The sequence below is a fragment of the Geobacter sp. 60473 genome (genome assembly GCF_036323535.1).
Classification (GTDB): Bacteria; Desulfobacterota; Desulfuromonadia; order Geobacterales; family Geobacteraceae; genus Geobacter; species Geobacter sulfurreducens.
Genome location: NZ_AP028967.1, coordinates 797,448 through 812,215, shown reverse-complemented (window position 1 = coordinate 812,215; position 14,768 = coordinate 797,448). Strand labels below are relative to the sequence as shown.

At 58.9% G+C, this 14,768-nt stretch carries 15 protein-coding genes; 1 reads left to right on the top strand and 14 read right to left on the bottom strand.

Translation table 11 applies throughout. The features are described 5' to 3' along the window. The first annotated feature begins 38 nt into the window (after window positions 1-38). Window positions 39-230: a 50S ribosomal protein L28 gene (gene rpmB / locus AABA48_RS03630; protein WP_010942874.1), complete on the top strand. Its 192-nt coding sequence runs from the start codon at window positions 39-41 to the stop codon at window positions 228-230. Between the two features lie 106 nt (window positions 231-336). Here rpmB and AABA48_RS03625 read toward each other — a convergent pair whose 3' ends face one another. From AABA48_RS03625 to AABA48_RS03560, 14 genes are all read right to left on the bottom strand, one after another. Further along, entirely contained in the window at window positions 337-717 is a 381-nt protein-coding gene (locus AABA48_RS03625) for a RidA family protein (RefSeq protein ID WP_286352155.1), read from the bottom strand. 10 nt (window positions 718-727) lie between these two features. Then, complete coding sequence (locus AABA48_RS03620) at window positions 728-2,878, bottom strand: RelA/SpoT family protein (RefSeq protein WP_286352154.1); 2,151 nt, start codon at window positions 2,876-2,878, stop codon at window positions 728-730. 59 nt (window positions 2,879-2,937) lie between these two features. After that, window positions 2,938-3,147 carry a DNA-directed RNA polymerase subunit omega gene (gene rpoZ / locus AABA48_RS03615; protein ID WP_286352153.1) on the bottom strand — a complete coding sequence of 70 codons (210 nt, stop codon included), beginning with the start codon at window positions 3,145-3,147 and terminating at the stop codon, window positions 2,938-2,940. Between the two features lie 80 nt (window positions 3,148-3,227). Continuing rightward, window positions 3,228-3,839 carry a guanylate kinase gene (gene gmk, locus AABA48_RS03610; protein ID WP_286352507.1) on the bottom strand — a complete coding sequence of 204 codons (612 nt, stop codon included), beginning with the start codon at window positions 3,837-3,839 and terminating at the stop codon, window positions 3,228-3,230. A gap of 23 nt (window positions 3,840-3,862) precedes the next feature. Then, the gene (locus AABA48_RS03605; RefSeq protein ID WP_286352152.1) at window positions 3,863-4,741 is read right to left on the bottom strand and encodes a YicC/YloC family endoribonuclease; all 879 of its coding nucleotides are present in this window, start codon (window positions 4,739-4,741) and stop codon (window positions 3,863-3,865) included. Window positions 4,742-4,800: 59 nt separating this feature from the next. Beyond that, window positions 4,801-5,781, bottom strand: a complete 981-nt coding sequence (gene galE / locus AABA48_RS03600; RefSeq protein WP_286352151.1) for a UDP-glucose 4-epimerase GalE — start codon at window positions 5,779-5,781, stop codon at window positions 4,801-4,803. 19 nt (window positions 5,782-5,800) lie between these two features. Further along, window positions 5,801-6,811 carry an NAD-dependent epimerase gene (locus AABA48_RS03595; RefSeq protein WP_286352150.1) on the bottom strand — a complete coding sequence of 337 codons (1,011 nt, stop codon included), beginning with the start codon at window positions 6,809-6,811 and terminating at the stop codon, window positions 5,801-5,803. 55 nt (window positions 6,812-6,866) lie between these two features. Continuing rightward, window positions 6,867-7,934, bottom strand: a complete 1,068-nt coding sequence (gene waaC, locus AABA48_RS03590) for a lipopolysaccharide heptosyltransferase I (RefSeq protein WP_286352149.1) — start codon at window positions 7,932-7,934, stop codon at window positions 6,867-6,869. 9 nt (window positions 7,935-7,943) lie between these two features. Continuing rightward, the gene (wecB, locus tag AABA48_RS03585; RefSeq protein ID WP_324311189.1) at window positions 7,944-9,131 is read right to left on the bottom strand and encodes a non-hydrolyzing UDP-N-acetylglucosamine 2-epimerase; all 1,188 of its coding nucleotides are present in this window, start codon (window positions 9,129-9,131) and stop codon (window positions 7,944-7,946) included. A 54-nt stretch (window positions 9,132-9,185) separates the two neighbouring features. After that, window positions 9,186-10,436 (bottom strand): glycosyltransferase, encoded by a 1,251-nt coding sequence (locus AABA48_RS03580; RefSeq protein ID WP_286352148.1) that lies wholly within the window; start codon window positions 10,434-10,436, stop codon window positions 9,186-9,188. A 25-nt stretch (window positions 10,437-10,461) separates the two neighbouring features. Then, window positions 10,462-11,703: a glycosyltransferase gene (locus AABA48_RS03575; RefSeq protein WP_286352147.1), complete on the bottom strand. Its 1,242-nt coding sequence runs from the start codon at window positions 11,701-11,703 to the stop codon at window positions 10,462-10,464. Next, window positions 11,700-12,821 carry a glycosyltransferase family 9 protein gene (locus AABA48_RS03570; protein ID WP_286352146.1) on the bottom strand — a complete coding sequence of 374 codons (1,122 nt, stop codon included), beginning with the start codon at window positions 12,819-12,821 and terminating at the stop codon, window positions 11,700-11,702. The genes AABA48_RS03575 and AABA48_RS03570 overlap by 4 nt, the downstream gene beginning before the upstream one ends. A gap of 7 nt (window positions 12,822-12,828) precedes the next feature. Next, on the bottom strand, window positions 12,829-13,950 hold the full coding sequence (locus AABA48_RS03565) for a glycosyltransferase family 4 protein (RefSeq protein WP_286352145.1): 1,122 nt from the start codon (window positions 13,948-13,950) through the stop codon (window positions 12,829-12,831). A 27-nt stretch (window positions 13,951-13,977) separates the two neighbouring features. Further along, window positions 13,978-14,760: a glycosyltransferase family 2 protein gene (locus tag AABA48_RS03560; protein ID WP_286352144.1), complete on the bottom strand. Its 783-nt coding sequence runs from the start codon at window positions 14,758-14,760 to the stop codon at window positions 13,978-13,980. Window positions 14,761-14,768 lie beyond the last annotated feature (8 nt).

Here is a 14,768-nt window from a genome sequence, read left to right as displayed (position 1 = left end):
AAAGGGAGCTTCGAAAGCCACCCGAAGGGAGTAGAATCATGTCCAAAGTTTGCGAAATCTGCGGCAAAGGCCCCAGTTTTGGTAACAATGTCAGCCACGCCAACAACAAGACCCGTACCACGTGGCATCCGAACCTCCAGAAGGTGAAGGCCGTCCGCAACGGCAGCGTCAAGACCATCAAGGTCTGCACCCGCTGCATCCGATCCGGCCACGTAACCAAGGCCGTCTAGCCCCTTCTTTCACCACGGCACGAAATGACTGAGCCGCAGCGCGTAAGCGCGTGCGGCTTTTTGTCGTTCCAACACCGGCAGGCCACAGGCAACCACCATCCGTCCCTTACCGACAGAGCGCGATCGCCTCGATCTCCACGAGAGCTCCCCGGGGAAGCCCTTTCACCTCCACGGTGGAACGCGCCGGAGGCGCCGCAGCAAAGCGGCTGCCGTAGACCCCGTTCACGGCGGCAAAATCGGCGAGATCCGCAAGAAAGATCGTCGTCTTCACGATGGCGTCAAACCCGAGCCCCGCCTCGGCCAGCACTGCGGCCATGTTGTCCATTACGCGCATCGTCTGAACCGTGATGTCCCCGTCGACCATTTCGCCGGTGGCGGGATCAAGGGGTATCTGACCCGACAGGAACAGGAATCCCCCTGCCCTCACCGCTTGGGAATAGGGACCGATCGCCTTGGGTGCCTGTTCTGTCGCAATAATCTCTTTCATGCTCCCCCCTTCAATTCTTCATTCGCTCGACCGAGATAACACCGCTCAGCTTCATGATGTTGTTCATTACCCGCTTCAGATGATCCAGATCAGTGACATCCACTTCAAAGATATTGACCCCGCGCTTGTCGACCGTGCTTTGGATCGACGCGCTGGAGATGTTTGCTTCGCAATCGGTGATGGCCTGGGTGATGTTGGCGAGAATCCCCTTCTGGTCGTGACAGGAAACTCGAATTTTCACCGGCAGGGCAGCCTTGCGCTCACGGTTCCAGGTGACGGCGATACGGCGCTCCGGGTCGTTTTCCAGGGCCACGGGACAGTCGGCGGTATGGATCGTGACCCCTCTTCCCCGGGTGATGAAGCCGATGATATCGTCTCCGGGAACCGGGTTGCAGCACTTGCCGAAACGCACGAGAACATCGTCGACCCCGCCGATCTGGATGGCGCTGGGAGACGAGCCGGTGAGTTTGCCGATCATCTTCCCGATGCGGGATTCCTTCTGTTCCTGGCGTTCCTGAAGCTTTTCCTCGGGAAGCAGCTTGCCGATCACCTGATTTGCCGAGAGTTTGCCATAACCAACGGCGGCCATGACATCATCATCGGTGGAGAGGCCGAACTCCGAGGCCACTCGCTTAATCTCCCCAGCCTTCTGCAGCTTGGCCAGATTGAGAGAATAACGCCGGAACTCCTTCTCAAGAATCTCCTTGCCGAGAGAGATACTCCGAACCCGCTCCTCTGTCTTGATCCATGCCCGGATCTTGTTGCGGGCACGGGAACTCTTGACGATCTTCAGCCAGTCCTTGCTCGGAGTGTGGTGCGGAGAGGTGATCACCTCCACGATATCGCCGTTCTTCAGCTCATACTTGAGGGGAACCAGCTTGCCGTTCACCTTGGCGCCCACACAGCGATGCCCGATGTCGGTGTGGATGGTGTAGGCCAGATCAATGGGGGTCGATCCCTTGGGGAAGCTCTTCACATCCCCCCTGGGAGTAAAGACGTAGACCTCCTCGGGGAAAAGTTCCACCTTGACCGTATTCATGAACTCGTGGGAATCCTGGAGCTCCTGCTGCCACTCCAGCAACTGCCTCAGCCAGGCGAACCGCTTGACCTCTTTCTCGTCGTACCCCTTCCCTTCCTTATACTTCCAGTGAGCCGCGATGCCGGCCTCCGCCACCCGGTGCATGTCGGACGTGCGGATCTGGACCTCCATGCGCTCCCCGTGCAGACCAATGACCGTCGTATGGAGCGACTGGTACATATTCCCCTTGGGCATGGCGATATAGTCCTTGAAGCGTCCGGGGATCGGCTTCCAGGTCGAATGGATGATCCCAAGGACCTCATAGCACTCCCGGATATCGTTCACCATGACCCGGATCGCCACCAGGTCGTAGATCTGGTCGATATCCACATTGCGGGCCTGCATTTTGCGCCAGATGGAGTAAAGGTGCTTGCTCCGGCCGAATACGTCACCCTTGAGGTCGTGTTCGGCAAGCTTGGAGACGATGATCTGCCGCACCTCCTCCACATAGCTTTCCCGCTCCTTCTTCTTCTTGGCAACCTTTGAGGCCAGGTCGTAGTAGATCTGTGGTTCCAGGTAACGGAAGGAAAGGTCTTCCAACTCGCTCTTGATCCATGAAATGCCGAGGCGGTTCGCAAGGGGAGCGTAGATGTCGAGGGTCTCGCGGGAAATGGAGCGCTGCTTCGGCTCGGGCTGGTACTGGAGCGTCCGCATGTTGTGGAGGCGGTCGGCGAGTTTGACGAGAATGACCCTGATGTCATTGGCCATGGCCAGCAGCATCTTGCGGAAGTTCTCGGCCTGGCTTTCCTCTTTGGTCTTGAAGTGGATCTTGCCGATTTTGGTGACGCCGTCGACCAGGTTTGCCACCTCGACGCCGAACATCACCTCCAACTCCTCCCGGGTGGTGAGGGTATCCTCGATAGTATCGTGAAGCAGCCCGGTCACCACTGTCGGCACGTCGAGCTTCAGGTCAGCCAGTACCCCCGCCACCTCCATGGGGTGAACGAGGTAGGGCTCTCCCGAAAGACGCGTCTGTCCCTGGTGGACCTTGGCACAGTAGACATAGGCCTTGCGGATCAGGTCCAGGTCGGCCACGGGATTGTAGCTGACGACCTTATCGAGGATATCATTGAGCCGTATCATGGGGAAAAGACAAAAAAAGGGCGGAAGCCTGGTGCTTCTGCCCTTGGGAGGTCCTGTGATTAGCGGGAACGACGACTGGTCAGTTCGTATCCGACCTTGCCGGTGGCGATTTCGCGCAGGGAGATCACCACATTCTTGTTGGCGCCCCGGTTATCGATGAGCGGACGTGCCCCCTTGTACAGCTGCTTGACGCGTTTGGACGCAAGCATGACGAGCAGGAACCGGTTATCCACCTTGTCCAGGCAATCCTCTACGGTTACTCGTGCCATTATTACTCCTTTCGTGCAACCGGCAGCCGTTGACGGCGGTGACGGTAACGTGTGTAAAATTCGACCCGCAAGGGGGTCATTTAATCCATGGAGAAAATCTCAGAAACCGCATCCAGCACCCTGGCTGTACGGCACTGCTCGGCAATGATGACCGATTTGAGCTCTTCAACCGCCCGGCTGAATTGATCGTTGACGATAATGTAGTCGTACCAGCGGGATTCCCGGATCTCGCCGGCAGCGGCGTTAATCCGCCGGCTGATCACCTCGTCGCTGTCCGAGGAGCGCCCGTTGAGCCGACGACGCAGCTCCTCGAAGCTTGGGGGGAGAATGAAGATATAAACGCCGCCCGCAAACCGCTCCTGGAGTTGGCGAGCCCCCTGGATGTCGATATCCAGGATAAGGTCCACGCCTGCGGCACGATTCTCCTCAAGGGTCCGGATAGAGGTGCCGTAGCAGTTGCCGTGAACCTCTGCCCACTCCGCGAACTCATCAGCATCGATCATTCGGCGGAACTCATCCATGGAAATGAAAAAGTAGTCTTTGCCATGGATTTCGCCGGGCCGTGGCGTGCGCGTAGTGTAGCTGACAGAATGCCGCAGCTGTGGAAAAATGTCAATTATTTCTCTGCACAGCGTGGTTTTGCCCGCTCCCGACGGTGCCGACAGTATGTATAAAACCCCTTCACGTTTCATCAAGACCCCGCTCGTGGCAAATGCTATTCGATATTCTGGACCTGCTCGCGAATCTTCTCCAACTCTGCCTTGAGCTCCACCACCAGCGCTGCGGTATCCGCATCTCCCGCCTTGGAACCGATGGTGTTCACCTCGCGGTTGAACTCCTGCATCAGGAAGTCGAGTTTGCGCCCAACCGGTTCGGACAGTTTCAGGGTGTCGTCGAACTGGACCAGGTGACTGCGGAAACGAACCAGCTCCTCGGTAATGTCGCTGCGGTCGGCCATCAGTGCGACTTCCTGGGCGAAGCGGGTCTCGTCCAGCGTGGTTCCGCTCAGCAGTTGCGTCAACCGTTCACGCAGGCGGGCGGCGTACTCGGCAACCATGGCCGGCGCGCGCAGCGCAATTCGCTCGATGATGTCGGACAGGGTCCTGCGCCGCGCCGTCAGGTCCGCGAACAGCGCTTCTCCCTCCCGCAGGCGCATGGCCTCCATGGCCTCCACGGCTCCCCGCACTGCGCCGAGGAGTTCACCGCGCAGGGCATCCTCGTTGCCGTCCTCTTCCCGGGCGGACAGGACATCGCGCTGGGACAGGATGAGCGGCAGCGTCACGGGATCAGCAAGGTCGAGTTCGCGTTTCAGTTGCTCGAAGGCATCCCGATAGGCCTTGGCCAGAGGGATATTGACGCTGGGCAGGTTCTCTCCCCCCACCGCCTCCTCCCGCTGAACGAAGACCTCGATCTTGCCGCGTTTGAGCCGGTCGCCCACCGCCTTGCGCACGTCATTCTCGAAGGCGAGAAGCGTGCGCGGCATCTTGACGTAAACCTCGCCGTAACGATGGTTCACCGAACGAATTTCGACAATGGTGCGCCCGGTATCGGTCTCGACCACGGACTTGCCGTAACCTGTCATGCTCTTGATCATGAATGCTCCATCTGTGTGAACTAAGATAAGGGAATCGCGTGCGCCACCGCAACCGGCCACTAGTTGCCGCTGATTTTCTTTTCCCAGCGCCAGGCATCGGCAACGATGGTTTCAAGGTCATCGTAGCGGGGAGTCCAGCCGAGGAGCGTCCTGGCGCGATCCGCCCGGGCCACGAGGCTGGGTGGGTCGCCCGGCCGCCGGGGAGCCTCCTCGGCAGGGAACGGAACTCCCGACACCCGGCGCACCATGTCGATCACGTCCCGGACACTGGATCCGCTGCCATAGCCGACATTGATGCGGGTCGACTCGCCACCCTTTTCCAGGTACGACAGGGCAGCCAGATGGGCAGAGGCAAGGTCCTCCACGTGGATGTAATCCCGGATGCCGGTGCCGTCCGGAGTCGGGTAGTCGGTGCCGAAGATGCACACCTTGTCCCGCAGCCCCAGGGCAGCCTGGCAGGAAACCTTGATGAGGTGGGTCGCCTCCGGAGTTCTCTGCCCCATGCGGGCCTGGGGATCGGCGCCTGCCACGTTGAAGTAGCGCAGGGCCACCGAGCGCATGCCGTGGGCGGCGCAGACATCGCGCAGCATCCACTCGCTCATGAGCTTTGACGTGCCATAGGGGTTGATGGGCACGGTGGCACTCTCCTCGGCGGCGACGCCGCTGTCCGGTATGCCGTAGACCGCCGCGGTGCTGGAGAAGATGAACCGCTCGACACCGTGCTTCACGCAGGCACCGAGAAGGTTCAGGGTATTTCGCGTATTGTTGCCGTAATACTTGAGCGGAGCGGTGACCGACTCGGGCGCAATGATGGAGGCGGCAAAGTGGAGCACCGTTGAAAAGCCGTATTCCACGAAGAGCGCGTCGAGCCGGGCGCTGTCGGACAAATCTCCCGTCACGAGCCGTTCCCCGTGGACAAGGGCATCGGGGAAACCGGTGGAAAGATTGTCGTAGACCACCACCGTATAGCCGGCCTCCGAGAGCTGGCGGACCACATGGCTTCCAATATAGCCGGCACCGCCGGTGACCAGAACAGGCATACGTCCTCCTCTTACGGCGTCAGACGCCGTAGTATCCCCGATACCACTCGACGAACCGCTCTATCCCCGCCCCGATGGGAGTGGCCGGCTTGAACCCCACGTCGTTCATCAGGTCATCCACGTCGGCGTAGGTGGCGGGCACGTCACCCGCCTGCAGGGGAAGCAGATTCTTCTGCGCGGTGAGCCCCAGGTTCTGTTCGATGGCTTCAATGAACGCGAGGAGCTCGACCGGGTTATTGTTGCCGATGTTGTAGATGCGATAGGGAGCGTAGCTCGTGCCGGGATCGGGTCGGGCCCCGCTCCAGGCGGGGTTGGGCTCCGGCGTGCGGTCCATGACCCGCGTCACCCCCTCGACGATGTCGTCGATATAGGTGAAATCACGCTGCATTTTGCCGAAATTATAGACATCGATGGGCCGGCCTTCGAGGATTGCCTTGGTAAAGAGGAAGAGTGCCATGTCGGGGCGCCCCCAAGGGCCGTAGACCGTGAAGAAGCGCAGGCCCGTGGTGGGCAGCCCGTAGAGGCTCGAATAGGTGTGAGCCATGAGCTCGTTGGCCTTCTTGGTGGCGGCATACAGGGAAACCGGATGATCCACGTTGTGGTGGATCGAAAACGGCATTGCCGTATTGGCACCATAGACGGAGCTGGACGATGCGTAGACCAAGTGCTTCACCCCGTGATGCCGGCACCCCTCCAGAATGTTGATGAAGCCGACCAGATTACTGTCCACGTAAGCGTGGGGGTTGGTGATGGAGTAGCGGACCCCGGCCTGGGCAGCCAGGTTCACCACCACATCGAAACGCTGGCCGGCAAAGAGATCCTCCAGGGCCGGCCGGTCTGCCAGACTGGTCCGCACAAAGCTGAATCCCTCGCGCCCCTCCAACTGGCGGAGCCGGTCCAGCTTCAGGTTCACGTCATAATAGTCGTTGAGGTTGTCGAGCCCCACCACGCGATCGCCCCGGTCAAGAAGGCGTTTCGTAAGATGAAAACCGATGAACCCGGCTGCTCCGGTGACGAGTATCGAAGACATGCACGCTATCCTTTTGATTTAACGCGTGATTGCGAAAGAGGTGCAGTGTAGCACATCACCCGGTTGATGGAAAGGGGGTCGCAAGGAGCCGGGCGATCCCGCCCATGAGGGCGTCAGCGGTGATACTGGTGCGGCAGGGAGCATCCCTGTCGCACGACTTGCGCAGGCAGGCGGTGCAGTCGAGGGGAGATTGGACGATCACGTGCTGATCACCCCGGGGACCGTTGCGGCTGCCATCGGTTGCGCGGAAGAAGGAAACCGTGGGCGTTCCCACCGCGGCAGCCATGTGGACCGGCCCCGTATCCCCCCCCACCACCACGTCAACCTTTTTGAGGAGTGCGCAGAACCCTTTGAGCGTCAGCTTGGGCAGGACCCGAACCCTGCGGCCGATCCCCGCGGCAATGGCCTCGGCGGCCTTTTTCTCCTGTTCGTTGCCCCAGGAGAGGAGGATCGTGGCATCGGGAAACATGTCGAGCGCCCTGGTCCCCAGAGCGATCCACCCTTCCTCGTGCCAAAGCTTCGTGGTCCAGGTGGTGCCGTTATGGAAGAGCAGGACAAAGCCGTCGTCGAGGGTTGCCAGAAACACCTCGGCTGCCTCGTCATCCTCCGGCGACGTGTAAATATCGGTGCTCAGCTTCATTCCGACATAGTCCCGGCCGAAGGGAACGCTGACCACCCTGAGCGCGCGACTGGAAATGTGATGGTCCTGGCGGCGGAGCGGCACCTGGTTGGTTGTGAAGTACAGGTTCAGCGACTCCCGGACGCCGTCCCGGTCGAAACCGTAGCGGCGGCGGGCATCGGAAAGCCACGCTATGAGGCCGCTCTTGATGTTCCCCTGCAGATCGAAGGCGATATCGTAGGCCGATTCGCGCATCTCCCGCCGAACAGTGGCGATCTGGGTGCGCGTGGTGTCGGAGAGCGGATCGCGCCGCCATGCCTTGGTCCGGACCACATGGAGCCGGCGCAGCAGCGGATGTCCCTCAAGAATATCGCGGTTCCCCTCCTCCACCACCCAGTCGATCGCGATGCCGGGGGAAACCTGGTGGAGATAGTCGAGTACTGGCAGGGCGTGGATCACATCCCCCAGGGCGGATACTTTGACGATGAGTACACGGAGCGGCATGACAGGACCTCAATCGGCAGAGGCGCCGGCACGACGCGCTGTACCCCACGCTTCCAGCGCCGCCGCGATCCGGCCGGCGGCCCGGCCGTCGCCGTAGGGATTGTGGGCGCGGCTCATGGCCCCGTAGGCCTCTGCGTCGGAAAGAAGCAGCGTGGCCTCGGCAACGATCCGGTCGAAATCCGTCCCCACGAGCCTGACCGTTCCGGCGGCCACCGCCTCGGGCCGCTCGGTCGTCTCGCGCATGACCAGGACCGGCTTGCCGAGGGAGGGAGCCTCTTCCTGCACCCCGCCGGAATCGGTGATGATCAGGTGAGCCCGGTTCATGGCGTACACAAAGGGAAGATAGTCGAGCGGATCGATCAAGTGGATGTTGGCTGCCCCCTCCCCGCCGAGGATTCTCTTCACAGGCTCCTGCACATTGGGATTCAGGTGCACCGGGTAGAGGATTTCCACGTCGTCGTGGCGGCGGGCAAGCTCCACCAGGGCGCGGCAGATGTTCTCGAATCCTTCGCCGAAATTCTCGCGCCGGTGGCCGGTGACGAGCACCAGGCGCCGGCTCGGATTGAGGAACGAAAATCGGGCCTCCATCTCCCGGGTCAGCTTGTCGTCATGCCCGATGCGGCCGACGATCGAAAGGAGCGCGTCCACCACCGTGTTGCCGGTAACGACGATCGCCGAATCGGCAACCCCCTCCCTGAGCAGGTTTGCCCGCGCCTGCTCAGTCGGGGCAAAATGGAGATCACACACCACCCCCGCCACCTGCCGATTAATCTCCTCGGGGAACGGCGCGAACTTGTTGTGGGTCCGCAATCCCGCCTCCACGTGCCCCACCGGGATGCGCGCGTAGTAGCCGGCCAGGGCCGCCGCCATGGTCGTGGTGGTGTCGCCGTGGACGAGGATGATATCGGGGCGCACCTCCCTGAGCACATTCCGCATGCCCAGGAGCACATTGGCCGTCACATCGTAGAGATCCTGGCCCGGCTTCATGATGTCGAGGTCGAAATCGGGACGGAGATCGAACAGATCAAGCACCTGGTCGAGCATCTGGCGGTGCTGGGCCGTGACACACACAAGGCTGCGGAACAGGTCCGGCCGGCGCTGGAGCTCCCGCACCACCGGCGCCATCTTGATGGCTTCGGGGCGGGTTCCGAAAATGGAGAGGATTTTCATAAGCAAAATTCCTTCAGTGATCGTCATGGACAACTTACTCTGGGTAAGCCTCGGCGCTGCCGGGAGCTTACCCAGAGTAAGTTATTGGGTAACAGTCAAAACAACATCCATTAACTGTTGAACTGCCATCTCAGTTGTATAGGGTGATTGATCCGCGTTTTCCTGCATTAGCCCTAAATTGTACTTTTCGACGAAAGCCATAATTCCGTCTCGAATCTCACATTCATTACTAGCATCTACAGGTATGTGTCCCAAGTCTTTCAGCATACGTTTCAACTCTTCATTGCCGTATACTAGAGCAAGAATTGGTCTTTGAGCATGCAAGTATTCATAGGCTTTTGACGGAATTGTTTCTTTAGAAACATCGTCTGCTCCTTGAATAAGCAACAACACGTCAGTTTTTCTCATTATTTCAAGGCATTTTTCTCTCGGGATCATCCCATTTTCTCGAATCATGTCTTTATATAGAAAATCATTTATCTGCTGCCTAACATCTTTCCCAACTCCGCCGTATAACTCAACACGAACTTGCTCCCTCAGCAAAGGCAACTCCTGTATCAGATACTCCAACCCCCTTAGAAAATAACCTAGATTACGCACCCCACCGAGAGAACCTAAATGGGCAAACCTAAGATATCCAGTAGATTCGTAGCTCACATTTAGAGTTTCGCGCTTTGCTCCCGGATAAATGACCAGACCGCGAGCTCCCAGTTCTGTACGTGCCGAAGCGGCATCTACGGCCTTTCTTGTTAAAAACACCACCCGACTAGCATGCTTGCAAATAAACCGCTCAGCCCAAAGTGTCAGTTTTAGCTCGAAATTACTGCGCGCACAATAGGAATGAATCAGCGGGTCTTGAAATTCAGCAATCCATGGAATTCCAGTCCAGCGAGAAATTAGGCCAGCTGCTACATGAGCACTAATGGGTCCACCTGTTGAATAAATAACTGTCGGAGAATGACGAACACAATTCAAATAACCGACAAAAGCAGCTCCGAATGACCAAGACCAAGTTGTGTCGATATTGAATAACATTTTTTCTATGTAATAGAATGGTAATAGCGGAAAAGTCAAGATAGTTTCAAGAAGTCTATATTTCCATTTTTTATAATTTTTACGTTTAAGAAGACTTCGTATTTCAAACCGTAACCCTGATGCAAATATAGATGGTGCAAATATTTGCCTAATTTTTTTATTTTTACGTGAGATAATGGAAGTTAATAATGTTATTTCAACTCCACTATCCGCTAAAAGCGGTAAACGATCATCAAGGTGATGCGAACATGCCATACCAGTTTCATTGGCAAAATATGATATTGCTAGCATTTTCATAAGCATGCCTATTTATTGAAATATATTAACCAACCAGCTCAATCAGCTTAATTACTGCTGACTCAACATTATATGGTGATTGTGGAATACAATCCGTCCTTGTGTGAGACCACAACTGAATCATCTGTGTAATTCCACAGTTGACTGATAATCTGTCGTCTGCCACGGCAGGAATATGACCTAGAAGCTTTAGCATATCCCTTAATTCACTATTATTGTGAACTAGACCTAGAATAGGTCGCGACGAGAGAAAATACTCATACACCTTCGACGGGATCGTTTCAGCGGAGATGCTGTCGGTGTTCTGGATGAGCAGAAGCACATCGCTCCGCTTCATGGCGATCAAAGAGTCTTTCCGGGGAATTCTCCCGAAATTCCTGATGACCCCGGGATAGGGGAATGCTCGGATATCCTCGATGGTTGCCCGATCAGCGGTCCCGTAGAGATCGACATGGATGAGCCCGGCAAGTTCGGGTTGCTCCTCAAAAAGCAGTTGCAAGCCCTGCAAAAACACCCGGAGATTTCGGGTTCCTCCCAATGAGCCGAAATGGGCGAAACAGCAGCGTTCCCCCCGCTGATAGGGAACATCCGGCATTATTGCCGGGTCAGCACCCGGATAGATCACCCGTCCCTTGTCCCCAAGTTCCGTCGTGGCCGCGGCACGCCGCCTCGCCTCTTCAGTGAGGAAAATAACGGCCGACGCATGCCTGCACATCAGGGAGACGATGCCGCCGTAGAGTCGCTGTGCCCGCCGGCTTCGCGTCGAATCGCCGTACACCAGGGGGTCCTGCAACTCGGCAATCCAAGGAATGCCGGTCATTCGTGAGATGATGCACGCGGCAACGTGCGCGCTCGATGCACCGCCGGTCGAATAAATGAGCTCCGGAGCGAACTCCCGGCAAAGCGCACGGCCGCGCCACGCTGCCAAAGGGAACCAGGACCACTGGCTGTCGAGATCGACTATGATTTTTTCGATCAGATAGAACGGCAAGGACAGCACGTTGATAAGCGGCGCCAGCACCTTTGCGATCCGGCTCCGGCGGCGCAGGTGGCGAAGCTCGTAACGGATGCCCGAAGGAGCTACGGATGGAGTTCTCCGGTGAATCAGCCCCTCGTGCCGTGTCGCGCATACGCTGGTGAGCATGATGGGCGAGATGCCGCTTTTCCGCAGATAGGGCAGGCGGTCGTCGATGTGCTGGGCACAGGCCATGCCGTCGATTTTCGAAAAATACGACAGGATGAGCCAGTGCCTGTCTTCTGTTTTCACTTAGTCATCCTTGGCATGAAATTCTCTTCGAGACTGGCGACGGCGTCCATAACCTCATCCACTTCGATCCCGAGCATGCAGGGGCTCTCGCCCCCTGCGTTGTCGCAACCGGCCTTGCCGCACGGGATGCACGGATACTCCTTTTGCAAAAGGACGATTTGACCGTTCCGCTGAACGCCCCTCGGCAGGGGGCACTGTTGGGTCAGGGGCCCGTCATTGTTCCACGGGGACCAGCGCTCTCCGATGGTTGGGCCGTACAGGGCCACCAGCGGCACCCCGGCTGCCGCGGCCAGATGGGTTATGGCGGTGTCGAGGCCGAGGTAGAGGGAGCTGCGGCTCAGAAGGCAACTCATCTGATTGAGACTGAACTCGCCCTTTACCAGAGCCGGCCGGTACCGGCACTGGCCGGCCCAGAACTCCAGCAGGGCGATTTCATCCTTTGCAGGCGATGAGGTCCAGACGGGGCAGAGCCCGTATCGCTCCGCAACGCGATCGCTCAGGGCGACTATCCGCTCCATCTGCCAGTACTTATACCGCCAGCGGGCAAAAGGGTGAATCACGAAAAACGGCCTGGTCACCCCGGCGTGCGCCATGAACTGGTCGACACGCGCTTCATCCTGCCCATCCCAGTAAATGGTAGCCCGGAGTTGCTCGACTTCAACCCCGATGGCATCGGCCACCAGCTTGCTGAGCAAGGCCACATGCGTGCTATACGGCATCGGAATCAGGTGGTCGAACAGAAGCCGCTTCCACAAGCGCGTGTACCATCTGTCGCCGACGAAGAAACCGACCCGCGTCTTCGTTCCGGCCAGCAGAGCGGCAAAGCTTCCCCGATCCGAGGTGTTCATATTGATTGCCAGGTCATACCTCCGGAAGATATCCCGGAAGTAGCCGCCTTCCCGCGCCCCACCGGCAGCTACCGAGCCCTTCTCCGAATAGATGACCCGCCTGACCCGTGGGTCCTTTTCCAGAAACTCGCCGGTACCCCGGTTCACCAGAAAGTCGATGGCTGCGTCAGGGAATGCATTTTTCAGGATGCCGATGAGCGGCGTGGTCAGGATGACATCGCCGATGAGCCGGATATTGATGATGAGTATGGAGGAGGGTGATGCGGTCACGATATGTTCAGATCCTTCGGGCGATGACGTCGTTGAAATGGCCGAGAAGTGCCTCGATTGCCCGTGCTTCATCAAAGTCGGAGGCTCGCCGCAGGCCGGCAGCCGCGAGCCGGTCCCGGAGCTGCCTGTCGTTGCAGATCCTTATGATTGCGTCAGCAATTGCCGGGGGGTCGCCCACGGGCACCTGAATACCGTCCACACCGTCCGTTACGATCTCGGCGAGCCCCCCGGTGCGGGTCACCACCACGGGCACACCGGCGGCCATAGCCTCCACCGGCGACATACCGAAGGGCTCCATGGAGGAAGGGAGTACGAACACGTCGGTGTTCGCCAGCAACGCCGGCACATCCTCACGCTCGCCGGGGCAATCCACCAGGTCCGCCACCCCGGCCTCCTCGGCGAAGCCCCGCAGGTTGGCCACATACCAGCCGCTCCCGGCAAGAACGAGCCGCGCCGTCGGGAAAGGGCGGCGGATCAGCGCCATGGCCCGGATCAGGTCTTCCTGGCGCTTCTCACCACGGAACCCTGCCACACAGGCAATAACGGGAAAGTGACCGTCAAGTCCCAGTTCGCGCCTGGTATTCAGCCGCTCCTCGTCGATGACCGAGGCAAATCGGGCCGTGGCCACGGGTGGATACTGCACGCGAATCTTGCGGGAGTCGACGCCGGCGGCAACCAGGTGCTCCCGCACGGCATTACTGCAGGCAAGCACCCGTTTCGGCAACAGGTTGTAGGAGATGGCCCGCTTGATGGGGTTCAGGAGTTCACGACTGCGGACCAGCGGAACTCCGGTGAGAAGGGAAGCGATTCCGCCGAGCCATGAATCCTTTGCCGAGTGGGAATAGATAACATCAACCCCCTCGCGGCGGATAACGGTACAGAACGAGCTGATGGCTGCCGGGTGCACCGCGTTGCGCATGGGCACGCCGACTACCACGAGGCCTGCCTCCTGCGCCCGCGCACAGAGCAACGCATCGGGAGGGCAGAGGATGAGGGGACAGTGCCCGGCATCCCTCAACAGCCGCGCCTCGTGGACAATGCGCCGCTCTTGGCCGCCAAAATTTTTGGACGACTCCGCGAAAAGGACGGTCAGTCTGCTGCCGGTGCCGGTGCCGGTGTTCCTGTCCATGGAAATCATCTCAGCGGGCCGTGGAATTTACCGTTCGAGTTCTTCCGGCCGGGTCATGACCCAGCCGCGCGCCGCTTCAACCTGCTTGGCGTAGCGGTAGAACGTCCCCTCGAAGGTATAGAGGGCGATGACGAACCCGGCCCAGCCGTCGAAGATGCCGAGCCGCAGGATATACATCCGGAAAAATGCGAACAGTGCGTGAAAGAGCGCCTTGCCCATGCCGGGGCGTACCCCCTTGGCGGTCATCTTGGCCGCGCCCAGGGTGGAATAGCGGTCGATCTTGGAAATCATCTGCTCGAAGTTGCGGAACGGAATCTGCCAGATGGCATTCTTCATGTGGCCGACCCGGCCGATGGTGGTAAACGACTCATGTACCACCTCGTCCGTGAACACCTGTGCGCCGCGGCGGAAAAGCTGGGGCTGGCGGTAGTCGGGGTACCAGCCGGAATGCTTGACCCAGCGCCCCATGAAGATGTTGCGGCGCGGCACGTAGTAGGCATCCAGCGCATCGGGGCCGGCGATGATGGCGAGGATCTCGTTCTTGGCCTCTTCCGTGCAACGCTCGTCCGTATCGAGGCTGAAGACCCATTCGTGAGACGTGGCGGCTATGGCGCTGTTGCGCAGCTTGCCGAACCCCTCGAAAGGAACCTGAATGACTTTGTCGGTATACTTCCGGGCGATCTCCGCCGTCCGGTCGGTGCTGAAGGAATCGATCACCACGATCTCATCGGCCCAGGTGACGCTCTGCAGGGCCGGCTCGATCTTCTGCTCCTCGTTGTAGGCTATGATGTAAACGGAAACCTTCGCCATTATCTCTC